Origin of the sequence: Shewanella ulleungensis, from assembly GCF_014648315.1 — a bacterium.
In the GTDB taxonomy this organism is placed as follows: domain Bacteria; phylum Pseudomonadota; class Gammaproteobacteria; order Enterobacterales; family Shewanellaceae; genus Shewanella; species Shewanella ulleungensis.
Genome location: NZ_BMQW01000012.1, coordinates 12,016 through 27,508, shown reverse-complemented (window position 1 = coordinate 27,508; position 15,493 = coordinate 12,016). Strand labels below are relative to the sequence as shown.

Here is a 15,493-nt window from a genome sequence, read left to right as displayed (position 1 = left end):
TTAGGGAGATGTGAGAGAAGACTTTCATTCCAATAGCCTAAATATTAAAGGGTTGCAGCGGCGCGTGCGGCTTGGTCGTAAATACCGGACAACGAACGTAATACAGAGGCCATTTGCGATAGCTCCTCGGCATTTTGTTTTAATCCAGACATAGATGAAATCAAGCATTCTTCTCTGATTAATCTGTATTCTTCACATAACGCATTACCTTGTTCAGTCGTTGCGTAGTACATTTCTTTACCGCGCTTGGTACCTGTTATTAGAGATAATTTAACCAATTTTTTTAATGAGTAATTAACGGTATGAGTGTCTTCAATATTTAACATAAAACAAATATCGATACGGCGCTGAATATTGTCTCTATAGTGAATATTATGCAAGGTCAGCACATCGACAGGACTTAGGTCATGACAACCCGCAGCAGCTGCACAGCGAACTATCCATTTGGTAAATGCGTTATAAAAGACCGTTAATCCTAATTCGACTTCCGATAGGGGCCAAGCCTCGCTATTGGCTAAATGTTTAGATGACACAATTTTGCGTTTTTCATTTAGTTCTGAGGTCATATAGATATCCACTTTGAAGTAAGGCGTACTGGTAGTCGGTTACTTTTAAAAAGTCACTTCACTTTGTTTAATCAATAATACCAACTCTGATAATTATGTGAACGTTTAACCTTAACTTATTTCGTTATAATACCATTGCGCGTTAGTAAGTGATCTCTCTGCGAGAATTTAAAAGGGCTTAAACAAGGCGAATGACTGAATGAATAGTTGTTCTCTTTCGAAGTCGTGCAACGCAGTGTAAGCCCTTTTAAAACTCACCACAAAGGAATGCCCCAGCCGCTTTTGCACTGCGTTCTCGCTATTTGAAAGGGAACAACCATTACTACATCGCGACGCCTTAATCAAAAACCGCTGGATGCATTCTGAATGGTCACTTATTAATGCGGAATGGTATAAGCATTGTAAAAGCGTAAATTGAATAATGGTTTAGACACAACCTATTGGATTACATTTTTGAGTGAGTGTCGGTCGTGAGATAGATTTGGCGGTAATTAATCTTGCTTACAGCGGCAGCTTAAGCTGCCAATGAGTGATGCTTGATTTATACCGTGGGTGCGTGTTTAGCTATTTAACAATATGGCTTTGTGACTTATTTGTTTTAGCGCTATTGATAGTCTCGTTGAGCGGTTTTTGGATTTGGTGAAAACAAAAACCGCTGAGATAATTAATGTCGTTACTGTGTTTAGCGTTCAAATTGGTCAACGGTTTTGGTTAATTTACTGGCAAGGTTGTTTAATTTATTACCCGCTTCGCTAATCTGTTGATTACCCTCTGATACAGACTCCCCGAGTAATGTGAAATCTTGTACTTTAAGCTTAACTGTGTGCGCTTGTTGTTGGGATGCTTGCGCTAGCATGGCTGACTCTTGGCTAACTGTAGCCAGTGATAGAATAAGCTGGCGGCTTTGTTCAAGTGTTAACACTAATTGATTTGCTAATGATACGGATTGCTGTGCTTTTTGTTGATTTGACGCCATATTGTCAACTGCAGATTGAATCGACTCGACTATGTTGGCAAGCATTGAGTTGATTTCTACTGTCGAATTATGTGTGCGAACGGCTAATGTACGTACCTCATCTGCTACAACCGCAAAACCTCTTCCTGTTTCGCCCGCCCTCGCGGCTTCTATCGCTGCATTCAATGACAATAAGTTAGTTTGTGAGGCAATGTCGGCAATTGTTTTTACTACCGTTGCCACTTGTTTACCTGAGTTTTGTAATGTCAGTAACATGCTTGCTGTTGTTTCTATATCTTGAGCGAGCACACTAATGCTGTCTGCCGTTTGCTTTACTTCTTTTTGCCCTTCAACCATGCTTTGAGCACCTTGTTGAGCAGAGTCTGATGCACTTTGTGAATGTTCAACGCTTTGTTCCATTTGTTGCTCAAGTTGCGACATCACATCCACTAAACTCACAATAGTGTATTGCAGTTCATCGACAGAGGCCGATGATTTACCGCTGGTGGTACTGAGTTGGTTTACGGTCTGACTAATACTTGCAATGGCATCGTGTACTTCATTCATCCCCAAACGGAATACATTAATTAACCCATTTACGCTAGTGGCTACATTGCTGATCTCAACTATACATTCATCAGAAAGTTTGGCTTTCAAATTACGGTTTTGCGCAATACGAGTCAGGTCGTTTGATAACTGTTGGATTGGACTGGCAATTTGCTTTTGTGCCGCTAAATATGCACCCACAGCAACTAATACCATTAAGCCCACAAGCACATATATTAGTAATGTATTATCGCCCAGTTCATTTTGGATATTCATCGCATTTTGACTAGCCTGGCCTGAAATGTCTTGTGCAAGAATATCAAGGCGGTCTTTTAATTCATTGGCACTATTATTGAGCTTACTTAATTGTTCGCGAGCATTATCCCAGTCAACAGATTGTTTACTCATGATGGTTTCTAATGACGACAGGGCAGCATATAAGGCGTCTATTTGCGGCATGAGTTGCGCAGATGTCACGGTATTGAGCTGCTGATATTGTTGATTTAGATTTTGTGTCAGTACATTTTTTTGCTCACTGAACTCACTGACATTAATTGTGGTGCCATAAAGAGAGTACCCAATTAATACTAACTCTTTGGCATGGCTCTGTACTTTAGTAATGCTTTTTAATGCAGGTAAAGTGCCATCTACAAACCCTGCAACCTCTTGTTTTACTGTTTGATTACTACTACTCAGTAGTCCTGCGGCGACTAAGGTCATAAGCACTGTGGCAGCGTAGCCTAATAGAATACGCGCTTTGATAGTGTTAAAAGCATTAAGCATGGGTAGGTACCTTAGTTTTTGTCTTACGATTATGACCGGATAAACGTCACTTTTTGTTCAGATTTAATTATATTAGCTCACTGGGGCTTAATATGTTCTATCGGCATGATTAATAACTTCTTTAAGTTAAAAAAATGAGCACCATATAGGTGCTCGTTTTATGGGTGATATCTCCGAAATTTAAGCCACTTCGAGGTCATCACGTGAGGCAAATTGGATTTTTTTACCAAAGACGAACCGATTAGTGAGTAATGCAAAAGATACGCAAGCTGCTAACGTCACAGGCATTAAATGAATGTAATGCCAGCTTGAGTAGAAAGGTGAAAACTCAAACGTTAATGAGGCATATAGCAGCACACCAAAGATAACCGCGCCAATACCAGCACGAGCATCAATATTCTTGAATACTAAGCCGACAATGAATATCGACAGAATAGGCATGCTGAGTAAGCCGTTTAACTGTTGTAATAAGTTAATAATACTTTCAGCTTGTTGATAAATAGGGACCAGAGTTAATGTCAGGATACTCAATAACAAGGTTACCCAACCACTCAAGCGCACTACGTTAGGGTCTTTCTTGATATAGGCCTCATGAATATCACAAACATACAGCGCCGTTGCTGAGTTAAGCAAGCTGTTGTAGGTCGACAAAACGGCAGCGGCCATAGCGGCAGCAAACACACCAGTTAACCATGTAGGCATTAAGTCGCCAACAATGCGCCCGTAGGCTGCATCGCCGATATCGCCATACAGCTTGTATGACACTATACCAGGGATAACCACAATCGCAGGGACAATTAAAATACGGATACCGGCAGCTGCAAACACCCCTTTTTGAGCCTCTTTAAGTGTTGGTGCTGCCATTGCGCGTTGGGTGATCGTTTGGTTTGTGCCCCAGTAAAACATCTGAATGAAGATCATACCTGTGAGCAGGGTATGCCAAGGCAGAGGTGAGTCATTGTCACCAATAAAGGTTAATCGTTCTGCTGGAATATCAGAGAAATCATAGTTGATAGCATTTAAGGCTAAAAACACGACAAATATGGCCATGCCTAAAAGTAATACACCAGAATAAGTGTCTGAGACTGCGACCGCACGCAAACCACCAAAGAAGGCATATACCGCACCCAGCGTGGCAAAAGCGACAGCAATATACATTAATGGGATGTCGACATTAAACATGGTTTGCATAAACAACGCCCCTGAGTAAATCACCGCAGGCATGTAGATAAATGCATTACCTAAAAAGAAAATAGCGCCGATAACTGCACGTATATGTTTGTTGTTATATCGTTTTTCTAACAGTTCGGTGGTTGTAGTACAGTTGTACTTGTAATAAACAGGCAAAAACAATTTAGCCAAAATGATTAGCCCGATAACAGCAGAAAACTCCCACCAAGCGAGTAATGCCATTTGGTTACCGTTCATCCCCACAAGCTGATCGGTGCTCAAATTTGTTAACGTAATAGAGCCTGCAACAAACACCCAACTTAAGCCTCCCCCAGCTAAAAAGTATTCTTTGTTTTGTGTGCTCTGTTGGCGGTTTGCCCCGCGACATTTCATGTAAGTTAATAAACCAATAATTGCCGTAACAAAGGCAAATACCGATAATTGGATCATGTTTTCAGACATTGTTTTTCCTTTCCCAATCGTGTGTTGGGTATTGTTATGCTGCCGTTTTTTTACTTACTTCTAGTTTTATATTTTTAATTGGCGGTAAGGTAGAAACATTATTGTGGCGTTTAATCAGGCTGTTAAGCTGAAATAATGACATTAACATTGCTTGTAATGGCGCCAAATACCCCTTGTGGTGCAGTTCAAATAATGTCTCTTTATCGAGTGATTGCAGTTTGTCTTCATCGATGGTGTACAACCCAGATAAACTTGGTGTGCTGCCGTCTTGGTGTTGAACCAAAATATTAATCGGACGTAATAAACCGAGCTCGCTGATGTGTTGGTTGAATTCTTGGGTGCGAATATCGTTTTTGATATCGGCTTCGAGTAACGTTTTAACTCTAGATAAATGCAGTGATGCTTTGCCGTTGGCTTCAAAAATATTGTGGCCGCTGGTGGTTGAAAATACTGAGTGCGTTTGATCAATACCAATGGTGTATTGCTGTGAGTTTTCGGGTGACTTCATTAAGAAAAAAGGAAAGGTTTGCATGTTTGCTGGCGTGTGTAATGCGGTCCATTTACCTTGCTCAATAAACAAGTTACTTCCTTGCTCAAAACTGGTAAAACCGGTTAATACCCATTGGCCTGTTTGACTATTGCGGACATAAAAAATTGGCATACAACAAGCTGCTTGGCCAACTTCAGTGACACGCAGATTCATAATGTTTTGTTGCTGAGCAAATTGAATTGCACAGTCATCTGTTATGCGTAAACCTTGATGTTGTTGCGGAGTTAATTCTGTCAGTGTTTTCATATTATTATTCTACTTTTGAGAGTGAGTTAACCATTGTTCAATAAAGTCACGATGAGGCGGCAGGGTATTGAGCATCTGCTGCGTGAGCTGAACATTACGGTTTAATATTTGTGACGCCTGCGCATGTTGTTGGTACAAGTGGGCGTGTTGCGAGTAGTCTGGAGTAAACTCCATACCATAAAGAACATATTGATAACTGGCCGCAGGGAATAGCTCATTTGGGCCATTAAAGTCTTTGCTTGTAGGACCTCTAAATGCCCACATGCTTAGGTCGTCTTGTAAACTTTGCGGGATAGAATCTGGATTACAGTGTGCTTGCCAATAGGGTTCTGGACGTTTAGTTAACATGTAATGCAGTTTTAAAAAGTCGACGATACGACCCCAACGATAATCCATTTGTTGATTAAAGCGCTTGGCTGTTAATGCCATTATTTTATCGTTAACGGGTAAGTTTTCTGCAATGTAGCGGGCTGATATTTCAATCAACATTATCGCGGTTGCTTCAAGTGGTTCAACAAATCCAGCGGCCATACCGACAGCAACACAGTTATTTTGCCAAAAACGTTCACGGTGGCCACTTTGGTAACGAATATGTTTGACGGTTAATCCGTCTGCTTTAGGACCAATGTAACGGCGTAAATTGGCTTCTGCTTGTTCGTCACTCATAAAACGGCTTGAGTAAACATGACCTACGCCACGACGGTGAGTTAAGCCTATATCCCAAATCCAACCTGAATCTTGTGCTGTGGCAATGGTGTGTGAAGCAATAGGACTGTCTGCATTGTCATATGGCACTTGCATGGCGATTGCGCGGTCATTAAACAGTACATGGTCGAGTTTGGTGAAGGGAACGTTTAAGGTTTTTCCAAGCAATAAGGATGCAAACCCAGTGCAGTCAATAAATAAGTCACCTTCGATAGGATCTTGATCGATAAGCGCTACATTACATATATTACCTTGCTCATCGACACTCGCATGGTCGACAGTACCAATTATGTGATTAACATTGAGCTGTGTTTTACAGTGTTGTTTGAGCAAGTCAGCAAAGGCGCCCGCGTCAAGATGGTAGGCATAGTTACATGTGCCTTGATAGTCACCTTCTGCCATGCTGCGGGGCGCCAGACCAGACTCGCAAATAGCATGTTGAAAATTAGTTTGTTCGGCGTAATCTTTAATATTATCAATATAAGGCGCTAGATCGAGACGACCGTATCCCAAAGGTACGGTAAAAGGATGATAATAAAAGTCGTTATTGCCATGTACCCAGCTGACAAATTTACCGCCTTGTTTAAACGTGGCATGACACTTTCTAAAGACTTCACTTTCATTCAACCCTATCTGTTGTAGGGTGTTTTTCATGGTTGGCCAGGTGCCTTCACCCACACCAACTGTAGGAATATCTGACGACTCGATTAAACTTATGTCTATCGCCTGACCGGTTTGGCTTTTATGATGCGATGCAATGATTGCAGCCGTTAACCAGCCCGCTGTTCCGCCGCCCACAATGATTATTTTTTTTACTGCTTTTGCCATTGGGTTAACATCCTGTTTGCAATTGAGTGCTGAAACACTATCACAAGGTGAAGTTTGTCGGTCTTGTTATAAACAAAAAGACAGGTGCGCTTGCACCTGTCTTTTTAAGGCTTATAACTTAGAACTTGCCTCTTAACCCTACCGCATAGCGAGAACCGTTGTCTTCAACCGAATAAATCTGGTTGGCGAAGCGGCCCGTTTGCACTAACTCTTCTTCAGTGATGTTAATACCTTCAACAAAAACAGATACGTTTTCGTTGATATCGTAGCTCGCGCTAATATCCCACTGACCAAAAGTTTCTGTTTTAATTGGCTCACCGTTAAAGCCGTTATCTAGCTGACGTAAAAAGCCTTCACGGTTGTTAAATGCAACACGTGCTTGCCAGTTGTCTTGCTCGTAGAACAAGATTAAGTTTTGTGAGTCGCCTAAACCTTCAAGCGCGAAGCTTTGGGTAGAGTTTGCATCCACTTTAACGTTGCTATCTACAACGGTAGCGTTAGCGGTTACACCAAAACCGTTGTCGAACACGTGAGTTAACGCAATTTCGTAACCGGTAATACGTGCTGACTCACCGTTACGTGGGCGTGTCACTGTATACACTTCAGACTGACCATTTAGCTCTTCTGTGGTCGCCACAACGTCACTTGTACACAGGTCTGAGTTAGTCGTGCTACAGTTGAAGTCAGGACCACTACGATCGGTCATTTGGTAAGTTTCTTCACCGGTTAAGCTCACGATGAAATCGTCAACTTCTTTGCTGAAGAATGCAAAGCTAAATAAGCTCGCATCGTCGTAGTACCATTCGTAAGACACATCCCAGTTTTCAGAACGGAACGGTTCGAGTGCAGGGTTGCCACCACTTGCTGTTAAGTTTTGACGGCGTGGCTCATTAAAGTTTGTCGCTGGAGAAAGCTGTGACATGGTGGGGCGAGTTAATGAGTCATATACAGCAAAGCGTAAAACCATATCATCTTGCAGATCTAACTTAATGTTCAAACTTGGTAATAAGTTAGAGTAAGAAGTACCTTGAGTGATGTCATTAGCTGGGCCATACACGTTAGCAAATAAGGTTGCATCACTTGTAGGGACTACGTCTGAGATATAACTTTGTACAGCACTTACATCAACATCGGTGTTTGAGTAGCGCGCACCAAAATCAACGGTTAATGGCATATCGCCAACGTCATACATAAACGTGAAGTTCATGTAAAGACTGGTCACATCTTCATTAATGGTATAACGGTTGTTTTGTAATGTTGGTGTAATTGGATAACCTTCTGCAGCTAAATAATCCACCATCGCATCACCGTCATAGGTGTAGAAGGTGTCGATTAAGCCTGAGAAATAGTTACTTGCTGTATATGGCCTAAAATCAATCGCGTCGATTGGGGCTTCTGTGCCGTAACCACAGAACTGACACTGACTTCCAAAAATTTGATAGCTCGACTTTTCACGTTCTTGACGATAAACACCAAATTTAGCTTTGGTGAAAACTAACGAATCTGGAGTGTATTCAAAATCAGCTTTGAATTCAGTTATCTCATCTTCATCAGTGAATTGATTGCCTTTTTCATTGTAATGTAAACGCGCTAGATTCGCGTCTGGCAAGCTGCCACCTGTAAATCCATCGTGTATTACCGTTGGCACGCCGCCGGTACCATCAAACGAATAACTGTTGGTCATACCCACAACGTTAAAACGGTCACGGCCAGCGCGATCGTTTTCAGCATTTGAGTTTGACACGTCAAATTTAGCCACTAATTGCTCATTGATATCCCATTTAACATTTAAGCCAACACCGCTGTTAGTGACATCTCGAGAGTTACGCGTGTGCGACACAAAGTCAGTTGCTGGATCGCCACTGCCTTGATGTAAGCCCACATCTTGACTAAAGGTTAATAGTGTACCGGTAGATGGATCTATCGTGGCACTACCGACGCGGTCTGGTTCAAACCATGATGCTAAATCGGTAACTTGTGAGTCTACTTCAAACTTAGATATAAAACCGTCTAATGTAATACTGACATCGTCTGATGGCGCATATTGAAAGACTAAACTGGCGTTGGTACGGGTACGGTCTTGTTCGTCAACGATTTGGTCCCAGTTACGTGGGATATAGGCATTAGTAAACAATACGCCATCACGAGCGTTAGAAATCGTTTGACCGCCGCGCCAGCCTGCTGTGTTGATTTGGTTTATTTGGACGCTACGTTCTTGGTGGCTTACTGCCAATAACACACCCATGGTTTCATCATTAAAGGTGTTACTGATTAAGCCTGAAACTGCAGGAGATACGTCTTCTGAAAGGCTTTCATACATGCCTTTTACAGAACCTACGATTTGCAATCCGCTGTAATCAAATGGACGTGCAGTTGTTAGGTCGATAGTACCGCCAATACCACCTTCTTGCATGCTCGCATTGGTTGTTTTGTATACATTCGCGCCGGTGATTTGCTCTGCAGCTAAAATGTCGAAGTTAAACTCACGGCCTGCGCTGTCGGTTGCCATTTGGCGGCCGTTAACTAGTACCGTGTTAAATTGTGGACCAAAACCACGAACAGTAACGGCTTGACCTTCACCACCGCTACGGTCAATAGAGACACCTGTAATACGCTGTAATGACTCAGCAACGTTTAAGTCTGGAAATTTACCCAGATCTTCTGCCGAAATACCATCTGAAACCACAGAAGCGGATTTCTTGTCGGCCATAGAATTTTTTAGACTGCTGCGGATCCCTTTTACAGCAATGACTTCAATTTGCTCATTGGCTTGAGTTTCAGCTTCAGCTGCTGTCACTCCGTGAACACTGCCTATTGCCCCAGCAATAGCAAGTGCTAACGTTGTCCTCTTGCCAAAAGTAGCGATTCCTTTTGTAGACATTTTTCTTCCCCCAGTTGATGTTGTTGCTTTTTTATAAATCTTGTTTTTAATTAAAGCTTATTTATCTTATAAATATAGTAATTAAGGTTAGATATCAACCTTTTCTTAACAATGTGATGACAGTCTCTTATTATTTTTTGACTCTATTTTGAGCCATAATTGCATAACGATTATAAGCGCCTGTATTTTTATTTATTATTTTTACTTGTTTATCATTAACTTGCGTCTGTTTTGCCTGGTTGTACTCAACGTGGCTAAGCCTAATTTTTGTTGATGGTTTGTTAATTAAGAACGATGATTCCTTAAAAATAAACTGTCAAAAACAGACAGTTTATTTTCAGAATGGTAATAGCTAAATGCCTAAGACTTAGGCTGTTTCATATCCCATGACATGCCTGTCGCGTAGCGATGGGCAAATCCTTTCCAGGCGGGGGTTGGATTTCCTTGAGTATCTTGTTCGTTTGATTGGCCATTGAGCTGTAAAAATTCGCATTTATCTTTTTGATTTTTAACGTGACAATCCATCATGGCTAATGCGAAGTGTTTATTGATGGTGTTGAGTTGAGCGTTGCTCCATGCTGGCTCAAAGTAATGGCCAAGGTCTATTTCATTTTGGTAAGCAACTTGTGGTGCAGGATGAGGCGCTATGTTATGGCGTGCATTGTGATAGGTAAGCATATAAGTATTGTCGCTACCGGTTTGTTGGTATAGCGATTGGATACCTTTGTACCCTGAAATATCATCAAGATCGCCTGATACATATAAAGTTGGCGTGGTGATCTTGGCAAGTGACTCAGGATTAAACAGTTGATAGTTTCCTCCCCAAGGTGCCATGGCTATCATGGCTTTCCATTTAGAGTCGACTTTTGCCGGTGTCTGTTGACCACCAGCGCAAGTATTGAGTAATGCGATAGCGCCATTAATGACATTGACATCTTTACTGCCGGTAAAAGTGGCTGCGGTTTGTTGATTAAATTGATAACAACCGCCGATAGTGTTCACTGCTCCATAGCCACCCATTGAGTAACCAATTAATCCAGCACGTTGAGTATCGATTATATTGTTAACAAAGTTGTCTGTGCCACTAAAGTAATCAAGAGTAAATTGCTGATCACGTGAGCGATTAAGTAATGTGCTAAAAAAACCGCTAAAGGGTGCATTGACCATGTCGACGTCAGCATTAGTTGAGTCAGTGTGATCGATTGCTGCAACTACATAGCCGTGTGATGCTAAATGCTCGGCAAGGTAAAACATAATGGTGCGATAACCGGTATAGCCGTGCGATAACACCACTAATGGAAAGGGCTGGCCGGTTAAATTAACCACTTCAGCATCGCGGGTCGCATTACCTTGTAGTGCAAACGGTAGCCCTAAGCGCGTTTCGTCACTGTAAATCGCTTTAGGTGTGGTTGTGGGGGTTTTATTGGTTGGGTACCAGACCTCTACGGTTAACTTACGGTCTTCAAGAGTTTGGCTGCTAGGGTTATATTGTTGTTTGTTCACAAGCTGCACGGTTTTTACTCCAACTGGATATTGGCCAGTTTGAGCTAATTCGGGCAAGGCTTCTTTAGGCAGCAATGTCGGATAAAGTTGCTCAGGTTGAGGTGCTGCATTGGTGTCTGGTTTTTGTGTGTTTGCCGTTACGACGGTGGTGCTACTTAACCATATTAATGCTGCGCAGCTGAGCGTTTTTTTATACATATCGATGCTGTCCTTTTCGGTTGTTCACTTCTATAAGTATCAATTAGGCTATGACTATGCAGGCGCTAATTCACGCCGGCATAGCATATTGATGTACCAATAGAGTGTGCTTCTAGTATTGTTTTACTGTTAGTCCATTGCCAGCAGTGCACACATAAATGTCTGCTTGCAGATTAAATTGGGTAAAATAATGCTGCTCGACAGCTTGTTTAATAACCGCTACATCTTCGTGACGGCATAAGCAAACGATCGCACCGCCAAACCCGCCACCAGTCATACGAACAGCGCCGCGATCGCCTAATGCTTGTTGGCAAATTTGTACTAAGCCATCGGTTGCTGGCACAGTGACTTCAAAGTCATGCTTGAGTGACTGGTGCGATGCGGTCATCAATATTCGCAGTTGTTCAATGTCGTTATTGGCTAGCGCTTTGGTGGCGGCTATCACGCGGTCGTTTTCGGTAATAACATGATGGGCGCGGGCAAATTCGTCTGCGCTCATTTGCGGTTTTGTTTGTGTTAATAACTCTAAATTAGCGTGGCGTAATGTGGTTAAGCCCATTTTGCTTGCGGCTTGTTCACAGTCTATGCGGCGTTGGTTGTATTCACTGTCGACTAACTTGCGTGGATAGTTTGAATTAACAATCACAATTGATAAGTCGGTAGGAATCGTTACCGCTTGAGTTTGTAGGTTTTGACAGTCAATCAATAAGGCTTGGTCTTGTTGACCTTTAGCTGAAATGAGCTGATCCATAATGCCGCATTTGCAATCCATAAAGTCGTTTTCAGCTTCTTGTCCAAATAGTGCAATTTGCTCTTCGCTAAGGTTCAAACCACAAACGTGATTGAACATACCTGCAATAGCAACTTCAAGCGCGGCGGACGATGATAAACCACTGCCTTGAGGTACATTACTTTCTATCAGTAAATCAACCCCTTTTAGCTGGTGGCCTGCACGGTTCAGGACAAAAGCGACTGCCCGAATGTAATTTCCCCATTGTGAGCTACCTTGGGTGATGGTTTGATTAACCTCAAAGCCTTCTTGCTCTTTTGGATACATGGTCGATATAACATTAACGCTATTGTCGTGGCGCAAACGATAAAGCACCTGGGTACGAAATGTTAAGGCACAAGGTAAAACATACCCTTGATTATAATCGGTAAATTCACCTATCAAATTAACACGGCCGGGTGCGCTAACTACACCTTGCGCATCAGATCCATATTGCTGGGTAAACAATGCCTGTAGCGCGTTGTTAGTCATGTTGATTTCCTTCGGTGTAGTGTACGTCGCTGGCATTTTTTAATATTTTTGCAGCGGTTTCTGGGCTTAAATCGCGTTGGCTTTCGGCTAACATTTCATAGCCGACCATGTGTTTTTTTACCGTAGCTGAGCGCAATAACGGTGGATAAAAATGTGCATGCATACGCCAGTGGCTGTCATCGTTTAAGTCACTCGGAGCGCAGTGCCACCCCATAGAGTAGGGGAAGCTACAATTAAACACGTTGTCATAACGAGTGGTGAGTACTTTTATGGCGTCAGCGAGTGCAGTTGCTTGAGCCTCCGTTAATTGACCAAAATGACGAACGTCATCCTTACTCACTAATAAGGTTTCAAATGGCCATGCAGCCCAAAATGGCACTACAACTAACCAATGGTCATTTTGGTAAACCACGCGTTCACCGTCGGCAATTTCACGCTTAACATAATCTGCCAGTAAATTGCTGCCGTGAGTTTGTTGATATTGATGTTGGTTGGCTTGTTCTAATTGGATTTCTGTCGATAAATGGTTATGAGCCCAAACCTGTCCATGTGGATGCGGCTGTGAACACCCCATTACGGCGCCTTTGTTTTCAAAAATATGCACACAAGAATACTGGGCAGACAGTTCTACATAGTGCTGCTTCCAGGTGTCGACAACGTCTTTAATCTCATTAGCAGGCAGCTCTGGTAAGGTTTTATTGTGTTTAGGTGAAAAGCAAATTACTCGACATTCACCCGTGGCAGCTTCTATTTCAAATAATGGATTTGTTTCAAGTTGTGTTGCTTGCTCAGCGACTTGAGGGGTAAGAGCGCCAAAGTCGTTAGTGAACACAAACGTTTTGTCATAGTCAGGATTATGGACATCGTTTGCGCGTTGATTACCCGGGCACAATGGGCATGTTTCATCGTGTTCTGGCAGGTTTGAAGGGGCATTTTTTTCAGTCGCACCTAACCATGGACGGTTATTTCTGTGTGGCGACACTAATACCCAATTACCCGTTAACGGGTTTTTTCGTCTGTGGGTAAATTCAAACTGGCTCATAGCAATCCTTTTATCTATGTTTATGCTGTTGCCATACCGTTTTGTAGGCAACACTCATGCGATGATAAATTACATAAATTTAATTTATATGATAAATACTACTATTAAGTTTTTTATTTAACAAGATGTAATCAGTTTCGGCAAGATCTTTCTAATTGTGCTTGTCAATGAGAGGTGAGTCACTCTATGATGTAGTTAATATATATTATTTATCATATTTATTTGTGGGTGGGTAAGTAAATGAAAGCCGATATAGAAATAGTCGATGTTGTCGTTATAGGTGGCGGCATAAACGGTGTTGGAATAGCGGCCGATGCTGTAGGGCGTGGATTGAATGTGTTGCTATGTGAACAAAACGATTTAGCCTCGGCGACCTCATCTAATAGTAGTAAGTTGATTCATGGCGGATTACGTTATTTAGAGCATTATGAATTTCGCTTAGTCAAAGAAGCCTTAGCTGAGCGTGAAGTGCTCTTAAAAAAAGCGCCACATCTAATTACCCCATTAACTTTTAGACTCCCACATCAGGCGCATTTACGTCCTGCATGGATGATCCGTCTTGGATTATTTTTATATGATAATTTAGCGTCTCGCGTAACTTTAAGCGGTTCAAAAAAAATCACTTTTGGTGTCGATAGCCCGTTAAAGCCAAGTTTCATTCAAGGTTTTGAATATTCCGATGCTTGGGTAGATGATTCTCGTTTGGTGGTGTTAAATGCGTTGGCAGCAAAAGAGTTAGGTGCGCAAATTTGTACTCAAACTCGATGCACTAATGCTGAGCGTCAAGGTGAATTATGGCGCTTAACTTTACAAAGCCAAGTAGATCAATCGGTGCGAGATGTACTGGCTAAAACCGTGGTTAATGCTTCTGGTCCCTGGGTATCGAGCTTATTTAGTCATGTTATCAAGCAGCCTTCACCGCAAAAAATCCGTTTAGTAAAAGGCAGTCATATTGTAGTGCCTAAAATCCACCAGCAACCACATGCTTATATTTTACAAAATGAAGATCAGCGAATTGTATTCGTAATCCCGTTTGAAGATGATTTTTCATTAATTGGTACCACGGATGTTGATTTTGATGGTGACCCAAAAGATGTGAAGATTGATCAACAAGAAATTGATTATCTGGTTAACATCACGAATCATTATTTTAAAACCACGATCAATGAACAGGATATTGTTCATACTTTTTCTGGCGTGAGACCTTTAATGGATGATGAGTCTGAATCGGCTCAATCAGTTACGCGTGATTACACCTTTATTGTTGATGCCCCTAAAGGAAAAGCGGCATTGTTGTCGGTATTTGGCGGTAAAATTACCACTTATCGTAAATTGGCGGAAGCGGCGGTGAATCGCCTAAAGCCGTTTCACCCTAACATGGGCAAAGCTTGGACTGCACAGCAAGTATTACCCGGTGGTGATTTTAGTCACCTAGCCGAATTAACTCGTATTTATCAGCAACAATATCAGTGGTTGGCGCCTAAGTGCATCAGTCGCTTATTACGAACATACGGTGCGAGAACGCAATATATTTTAAATGATGCAAGTTCGGCTGAGGCATTAGGTATCGATTTTGGTCATGGACTTTATCAAGCAGAAGTTGATTATGTGATGGCAAACGAATGGGCTTGCTCTAGCCATGATGTACTGTGGCGTCGAACTAAGCTTGGATTACATTTTTCGCCTGAGCAACAACAATGTCTGAGCGACTATATGCAGGCTGCTCAGGTAAAAGTTGTTGAGTCTCATCAACAAGCGGGTTAAGTGAGCTTTAAGCACCAATATTTTTTTATTGAT

10 protein-coding genes are annotated in these 15,493 nt (G+C 42.0%); 1 reads left to right on the top strand and 9 read right to left on the bottom strand.

Annotated elements, in window-relative coordinates:
• Positions 1–44 precede the first annotated feature (44 nt).
• The 9 genes from IEY40_RS17595 to IEY40_RS17555 all read right to left on the bottom strand — a co-directional run bounded on the left by IEY40_RS17595 (position 45) and on the right by IEY40_RS17555 (position 13,696).
• Positions 45–566, bottom strand: coding sequence for a winged helix DNA-binding protein (locus IEY40_RS17595; protein ID WP_188958513.1), 522 nt, complete (start codon positions 564–566; stop codon positions 45–47).
• Between the two features lie 682 nt (positions 567–1,248).
• Entirely contained in the window at positions 1,249–2,850 is a 1,602-nt protein-coding gene (locus IEY40_RS17590) for a methyl-accepting chemotaxis protein (RefSeq protein ID WP_188958511.1), read from the bottom strand.
• A 180-nt stretch (positions 2,851–3,030) separates the two neighbouring features.
• Positions 3,031–4,482, bottom strand: coding sequence for an SLC5 family protein (locus tag IEY40_RS17585; protein WP_188958510.1), 1,452 nt, complete (start codon positions 4,480–4,482; stop codon positions 3,031–3,033).
• A 34-nt stretch (positions 4,483–4,516) separates the two neighbouring features.
• Positions 4,517–5,278 carry a SapC family protein gene (locus IEY40_RS17580; RefSeq protein WP_188958508.1) on the bottom strand — a complete coding sequence of 254 codons (762 nt, stop codon included), beginning with the start codon at positions 5,276–5,278 and terminating at the stop codon, positions 4,517–4,519.
• A gap of 9 nt (positions 5,279–5,287) precedes the next feature.
• Positions 5,288–6,811 (bottom strand): tryptophan halogenase family protein, encoded by a 1,524-nt coding sequence (locus tag IEY40_RS17575; RefSeq protein WP_188958506.1) that lies wholly within the window; start codon positions 6,809–6,811, stop codon positions 5,288–5,290.
• 118 nt (positions 6,812–6,929) lie between these two features.
• Positions 6,930–9,692 (bottom strand): TonB-dependent receptor, encoded by a 2,763-nt coding sequence (locus IEY40_RS17570; protein ID WP_188958503.1) that lies wholly within the window; start codon positions 9,690–9,692, stop codon positions 6,930–6,932.
• A gap of 360 nt (positions 9,693–10,052) precedes the next feature.
• Complete coding sequence (locus tag IEY40_RS17565) at positions 10,053–11,393, bottom strand: alpha/beta hydrolase family protein (protein ID WP_188958501.1); 1,341 nt, start codon at positions 11,391–11,393, stop codon at positions 10,053–10,055.
• A gap of 112 nt (positions 11,394–11,505) precedes the next feature.
• Positions 11,506–12,654, bottom strand: a complete 1,149-nt coding sequence (gene galK / locus IEY40_RS17560; protein WP_188958499.1) for a galactokinase — start codon at positions 12,652–12,654, stop codon at positions 11,506–11,508.
• Positions 12,647–13,696 (bottom strand): UDP-glucose--hexose-1-phosphate uridylyltransferase, encoded by a 1,050-nt coding sequence (locus IEY40_RS17555; RefSeq protein ID WP_188958497.1) that lies wholly within the window; start codon positions 13,694–13,696, stop codon positions 12,647–12,649. Before IEY40_RS17555 ends, galK begins: the two co-directional genes overlap by 8 nt.
• A 240-nt stretch (positions 13,697–13,936) precedes the next feature.
• Between IEY40_RS17555 and glpD the strand changes: the two genes are divergently transcribed.
• Entirely contained in the window at positions 13,937–15,460 is a 1,524-nt protein-coding gene (gene glpD, locus IEY40_RS17550) for a glycerol-3-phosphate dehydrogenase (RefSeq protein WP_188958495.1), read from the top strand.
• The last annotated feature ends 33 nt before the right edge of the window (positions 15,461–15,493 follow it).

Bases quoted from the DNA above. Each gene is read 5' to 3' on its own strand.
- IEY40_RS17575 (WP_188958506.1), bottom strand. From the start codon at position 6,811: ATGGCAAAAGCAGTAAAAAAAATAATCATTGTGGGCGGCGGAACAGCG.
- IEY40_RS17580 (WP_188958508.1), bottom strand. From the start codon at position 5,278: ATGAAAACACTGACAGAATTAACTCCGCAACAACATCAAGGTTTACGC.
- IEY40_RS17595 (WP_188958513.1), bottom strand. From the start codon at position 566: ATGACCTCAGAACTAAATGAAAAACGCAAAATTGTGTCATCTAAACAT.
- IEY40_RS17565 (WP_188958501.1), bottom strand. From the start codon at position 11,393: ATGTATAAAAAAACGCTCAGCTGCGCAGCATTAATATGGTTAAGTAGC.
- IEY40_RS17585 (WP_188958510.1), bottom strand. From the start codon at position 4,482: ATGTCTGAAAACATGATCCAATTATCGGTATTTGCCTTTGTTACGGCA.
- galK (WP_188958499.1), bottom strand. From the start codon at position 12,654: ATGACTAACAACGCGCTACAGGCATTGTTTACCCAGCAATATGGATCT.
- glpD (WP_188958495.1), top strand. From the start codon at position 13,937: ATGAAAGCCGATATAGAAATAGTCGATGTTGTCGTTATAGGTGGCGGC.
- IEY40_RS17555 (WP_188958497.1), bottom strand. From the start codon at position 13,696: ATGAGCCAGTTTGAATTTACCCACAGACGAAAAAACCCGTTAACGGGT.
- IEY40_RS17590 (WP_188958511.1), bottom strand. From the start codon at position 2,850: ATGCTTAATGCTTTTAACACTATCAAAGCGCGTATTCTATTAGGCTAC.
- IEY40_RS17570 (WP_188958503.1), bottom strand. From the start codon at position 9,692: ATGTCTACAAAAGGAATCGCTACTTTTGGCAAGAGGACAACGTTAGCA.